This is a genomic window from Archangium sp. (assembly GCF_036389735.1).
In the GTDB taxonomy this organism is placed as follows: Bacteria; Myxococcota; Myxococcia; order Myxococcales; family Myxococcaceae; genus Archangium.
In genome coordinates, this window is record NZ_DASVWK010000015.1 from 1 (window position 1) to 5683 (window position 5683).

Annotated in this window: 4 protein-coding genes and 1 pseudogene; 4 read left to right on the forward strand and 1 reads right to left on the reverse strand. The window is 70.3% G+C overall.

Annotation, left to right across the window (positions count from 1 at the left end; translation table 11 throughout):
* Positions 1-1011 (reverse strand): FAD-dependent oxidoreductase (locus VF794_RS00360; protein WP_331106559.1); only part of this gene is annotated, 1011 nt, incomplete at its 3' end.
* A gap of 75 nt (positions 1012-1086) precedes the next feature.
* Between VF794_RS00360 and VF794_RS00365 the strand changes: the two genes are divergently transcribed.
* From VF794_RS00365 to VF794_RS00380, 4 genes and pseudogenes are all read left to right on the forward strand, one after another.
* Positions 1087-2214 carry a hypothetical protein gene (locus VF794_RS00365; RefSeq protein ID WP_331106560.1) on the forward strand — a complete coding sequence of 376 codons (1128 nt, stop codon included), beginning with the start codon at positions 1087-1089 and terminating at the stop codon, positions 2212-2214.
* A gap of 48 nt (positions 2215-2262) precedes the next feature.
* The gene (locus tag VF794_RS00370) at positions 2263-3072 is read left to right on the forward strand and encodes a hypothetical protein (RefSeq protein ID WP_331106561.1); all 810 of its coding nucleotides are present in this window, start codon (positions 2263-2265) and stop codon (positions 3070-3072) included.
* A 159-nt stretch (positions 3073-3231) separates the two neighbouring features.
* On the forward strand, positions 3232-3738 hold the full coding sequence (locus VF794_RS00375) for a hypothetical protein (RefSeq protein ID WP_331106562.1): 507 nt from the start codon (positions 3232-3234) through the stop codon (positions 3736-3738).
* A 14-nt stretch (positions 3739-3752) separates the two neighbouring features.
* Positions 3753-5648, forward strand: a pseudogene (locus tag VF794_RS00380) (ribonuclease R family protein).
* Positions 5649-5683 lie beyond the last annotated feature (35 nt).

Consider the following 5683-nt stretch of genomic DNA (forward strand, 5'->3'; position numbering starts at 1 on the left):
ATTCTTCCCGGCGATGTGCTCGACGGCGAGCACGCTCTCGGCGCTGGCCACGTGGGCGAGCATCGGCGTGGGGATGACGTCACCGATCGCGTACACGTTCGGCTCGCTGGTGCGCATCATGCTGTCCGTCTTGATGAAGCCGCGCTCGGACTTGACGGAGGTCTTGTCCAGGCCGATGTCCTCGGACACCGGGGAGCGACCCACGGCGGACAGGACGAGTTCCGCCTCGATGGTGCGCGTCTCGGTGCCCACGGTCATGGTGAGCTTCACGCCGGTGGCGGTGTTCTCGACCTTCTCCACCTTGGCGCCGGTGTGCAGGTCGATCTTCCGCTTCTTGAAGTGCTTCTCCAGCTCCTTCGAGCAGTCGATGTCCTCGATGGGGAGCAGGTTGGGCAGGTACTCCACGATGGAGACCTGGCTGCCCATGTGGTTGAAGACGGAGGCGAACTCGCAGCCCACCGCGCCCGCGCCGATGACGATCAGGCTCTTGGGGATGCGGTCGATGGTGAGGATGGAGTCGCTGTTGAGGATCCGCTTGTGATCCACCGGGACGTTGGGCAGCGACTTGGGCACCGAGCCCGTGGCGATGATGATGTTCTTGGTGTCCAGCGTCTGCTTGGAACCATCCTCGCCGACGACCTCGACCTTGCCCTTGCCGGCGATGCGGCCGTGACCCTTGATGACGGTCACCTTGTTCTTCTTCATCAGGAAGTCGATGCCGTTGGCACCCTTGGTGACCACCTTCTGCTTGTGCTCCTGGACCTTGGCCCAGTTGACCACCGGAGCGGGGACCTCGATGCCGAAGTCCGCGGCCTCCTTGATGTGGTGCAGCAGCGCGGCCGACCACAGGAGGGACTTGGTGGGGATGCAACCGCGGTGGAGGCAGGTGCCGCCCAGGCGCTTGTCCTTCTCGATGAGGGCCGTCTTCAGCCCCAACTGCGCCGCCCGGATCGCTCCGACGTACCCGCCAGGGCCCGAACCGATGATCACCACGTCGAAAGTCTCTGCCACGAACGCCTCCGGAGTGGATGTACTCGCGCGGCGCTGATAACCACCCATCCCGGCTGGAATCAAGGAGTTTGCACCATGCGCCGGTTTCCGCTCCGAACACTCTTGCTGATGGCCCTGGCCCTGGTGGCCTTCGTGCGCCTGTATTTCATCACCCATAACGCCGGGCGTCGGGCCGAGCACCCCACCACGACCCAGGCACAGCCCGTCGAGGGGGGGAAGCCCGGGGCCTCCCCGGGCGTTCAGGCGTGCCGCACCCTGGACCGGACCCTGGAGGGCGTGGTGCGAGCCCCCTCCGATCCGACAGCCTTCACGAAGGCCCGGCAACAGCTCGACGCCTGCCCCGAGCCTCCAGCGCGCGCCTGTGAGCTGGGCGCGGCCCTGGACGCCCGCTCCCCGTTCAGTGGTGGCACCACCCCCCTGCGCGAGCTGCTGGACGCGCTGTGTCAGCGCTGTCCGGCCGGCACCAACCCCTGTGCGAGCCAGGTCGTACGCACGGTGATGGCAATGAACCTGGGAGGCAAGGGTGACCCGGCCGCCCTGCTGTGGAATCTGGAGCGCGCGGGGCCGGGCACCGCCACCGCCTGCGCCGAGGTGGTGCGCTCCCTGCTGACTCCGGCGGCGCTGGCCACCGAGGAGCTGCCGCCCGGGAAAAGGGAGGCGCTCGGACAGCTCGCCCCCGTGTGCGCACGGGCGGGACAGCTCCCCGCGAGCGTGCTGCACGCGGCCGTGGTGGAGGGCGACGTGCCCGCGCTGGCGCGGCTCGTCCAGGCGAAGCCGGCCGGAGAGAGCAGCGTGCTGAAGCCGAAGCGGACAGTGGGCGCCCAGGGTGGAGAGAAGGCCTTCGATGGGCAGGAGGCCACCGGTGTGGAGCTCACGGCGACGCCCCAGTCCGAGAACTGGGTGAAAGAGGGAGCGCTGAGCGCGGTCTTCGAGTCGCCCGTACCCCGGCTCACGGCGCTGCGGGTGCGCGCCAGGGGCCCGGGCTCGCTGCGCGCCGTCGTCCGCACCGAGGAGAACCTGGGGTTGAGTGACCCGGACACGAACACGAGCTTCGTGCTCCCGGTGGCCTGCCGCTTCCGCGGCACCGGACAATGGGAGACGTGCGCGCTGCCAGTTCCACTGGTGGACGTGGAGGCGCTCAGCGTGTTCCCCGAGAAGGACACGCTCACGCTGAACGAGGTGGAGGCGCGCGGAACACGTTAGTTATATCGCGCAACGCCAAGGGGGGGGTGGGCATCGGAGGGGCCACTTATGCGACTCCCCCTGCTCGCCCTGACCCTGGTGGCCGCACCAGCCCTGGCCGAAAGCCCCCTGCCCGCCCTCATCGCCGAATACGAGACGGGCCCGGCCTACATCTTCCAGAACGACGGGCGCTACGGCCCGACTGGCACGGCCTACGAGGCCGACGACCTCAACCAGAAGAGCAACCTGTACCGGTCACAGCGGATCGCCCTGGAAGCGCGGTTGGGAGAGCGCCATGGCCTCATCCTGCTGTGGGCACCTTTCGACATCACCACGCGCACGACGCTGGCGAAAGACATCGACTTCCGGGGGACGGTGTTCCCAACGGGGACGGTGGTGGACAGCCGCTATCTCTTCGAGGGGTACCGGGCCAGCTACCTCTACCGGCTCATCAACGGGGAGCGCTTCACCTGGGAGCTCGGGGCGAGCGTGCAGATCCGCAATGCGCTGGTGGACCTGAGCGCGGTGGACGGCTCGCGCTACACGAAGGAGAGCGACATCGGCGTGGTGGGGGCGTTCAAGACGCGGCTGCGCTACACGCTCCCCTCCCGGGTGTGGACGGGGCTTGAGGCCGATGCGCTGTCCACCTTCGGGCTGTTGGGCAACACGACGGGCGGCATCTACGACGTGGCGCTGACGCTGGGCGTGCCGCTGGACGCGAAGGGCGACGTGAGCGCCTACGCGCGGCTGCGGCTGCTCGGCGGAGGCGCGGACGTGAAGCGCCGGGACATCTACAACTGGGGTAACTTCGGCTTCGCGCTCGTGGGCGTGCAGGCGGATCTGGTGTCGCTGGTCGAGCGCGGACTCCGCGAGGAGTGAGGAGACCCCGATGCTCTCGCTGTGCCTCAGCGCGCTGCTCGCCGCCACTCCGGGGATGCCCGTGTCTACGGAGCGCTCTCCACCGCGCCCCGTTCCGCGCGCGCCCTGCTCCTGCGCAGCACCGACGGCGGAGCCCATTGGACCGAGGTCCTGCCCCCCGTGGAAGACAGCGAGGTGCTCTTCCTGGAGTTCGTGGGCTGCGAGGGCCGCGCCCTGGTGGGCTGGACCACGGAGGGCCCGGGAGAGGTCCGGCTCTACGCCAGCTCGGACTGTGGGGCCAGGTGGAAGCGGCGGAGCATCCTGCCCAAGTCGGTGTGGTCCGAGTGGCCGGAGCACATGGCCTGGAAGGACGGCCAGCACGGCACGGTGTGGCTGGAGGACACGAACGGGGAAGCCCCGCCTCATGTGCTCGCCACGCGCAACGGAGGCCGCACCTGGAGCACTCCCAAACAACCGCCTCGGGGACGGCCGCCAGCGCAACCCCTGGAGTCCCCGTTCGAGGTCCAGGACTCCAAGGGGACGCGCTGGACGGTGCGCCACGAGGACGAGGTCCTCCGGGTGGAACGCCAGGAGCCGGGAGCCCCCGTCCAGGTCCGCGCCACCCTGCCCACGCGGTTGCGACGCAACGGAAACACGCTCGTCCCCTCTCGGGCTCCCGGCGGGTAGCATGCCGGCGATCCATGGACACGCCCGCCCCCTCGCGCACCGTCACCGGCCGCATCGACGTCCACCCTCGCGGCTTCGGCTTCCTCATCGTGCAGCCGTCCGGTTCCGATGAGGTGCTCTCCGCCTTCATCCCGCCGCCCGAGCTCAACCCCTACCTCGCCGACGATGTCGTCTCCGCCACCGTGACGGCCTCGGAGGACGGTCGTTGGAGCGCGAGCGGGCTGTCCCTCCTGGAGCGCCCGCGCCAGGAGGTCTACGGCGAGGTCGTCACGCGCAAGGGCACCCCGTACCTGCGCATCGATCGCGAGGTGGCCAACGGCGACTGGCCGCTGGAGACAGCAGGCGTCGAGGTGCGGCACGGGGACGCCCTGGTGGCGCGCATCGCCGAGGGCAAGGCGTTGCCGCTGCGCAAGCTGGCGCCGGACGCGGATCGCTCGCTGGAGCGCATCATCGTGCGCCATGGGCTGCGCCGGGACTTCGACCCGGAGGCTCGGGCCGAGGTGGAGCGCGTGCTGTCCGTGTCCCATTCGCTCGGGGCGCGGAGGGATCTGCGCCAGGTGCCCACCGTCACGGTGGACGCGCCGTCCACGCGAGACATCGACGATGCCATCTCCGTGCTGCCCGCGGGCGGGGATGGGGCCCTGCGCCTGTTCGTCTCCATCGCCGACGCGGCGGAGTTCGTCACCGAGGGCTCCGCGTTGGACCGCGTGGCCCGCGAGCGGGCCACCAGCGTGTACCTCGCTGGCGGCATGCTGCCCATGCTCCCCGAGGAACTCTCCACGCGGTGGATCAGCCTGGTGCCCGGTGAGGAGCGGCTGTGTCTCACGGTGGAGCTGCGCATCGACCCGGAGGGGCGCGTCACCGCGGCGGACGTGTACGAGAGCCTCATCCGCTCGTGGGCCCGGCTGAGCTACACCGAGGTGGCGGACTACCTCGACAAGGGCGAGGTGTCCGAGCCGATGGCGGCGGTGCGCGAGGCCATGCCGTGATTGCGCGCGGCGGCGGCCCGACTGGCGGTGGCGCGGGCCGGGCGCGGCGGCATCGAGATGTCGCGCGACGAGGCGCGCTTCACCTTCGATGAGGAGACGGGGGCGGTCTCCGGCATCGAGGCCGTACAACCCACCACGGCCCACGTCTTGATCGAGCGCTTCATGGTGGCCGCCAACGAAGCCCTCGCGGGGTGGCTCATCGACCGGGGCGTCCCCGCCCTCTTCCGCGTCCAGGACGAACCGGACCCGCGGCGCGTGGCCGATCTGGCCGCCTTCGCGCACCACTCGGGCTTCGCGGCCGGCTTCGGCCGCAGGCTCACCCCGCTCGCGCTCGCCGCGTTCGACCGGCAGATCGCCGGATGCAGCGCCGAGCCCGCGCTGCGCTCGGTGCTGCGGCGCGCCCTGGGCCCCTCGCGCTACACCGTGGTACCGGCCATGCACTTCGGCCTCGCGGCGCGTGCCTACCTCCACTTCACCTCCCCCATCCGGCGGTACGCGGACCTCTCCGTCCACCGCACCCTCAAGCAGTACCTGCGCGGCCGGCGCGACTTCGTGCACGAGGACCCCACCGTCGAGCAGCTCGCGGTGCACCTCAACGAGCGCGCCCGGACCTCCAAGCGCGCCGAGAGGGATCGCCACCGGGTGCTGGAGACGCGGGTGATGGCCTCGCACGTGGGCCGGGAGCACACGGGCCGCATCACCCGGGTGAAGCCCTTTGGCCTGCTCGTCCAGCTCGACGGCATGCTGGTAGAGGGCTTCCTGCCGGCCGACGCGCTGCCCGGCGGGCCCTACAAACCGGACCCGCGCGAGACGTCGCTCGTGGGCACCGCGCGCACCTTCACCATCGGCATGCCGCTCCGGGTGTGCGTGACTTCCACCGACGAGCAGCTCGGCCGCATCGAGCTTGCGCTCGTTGGGTGAGCGGCGGGCTCAGCGGGAGGCGGACTGGCGCGCTC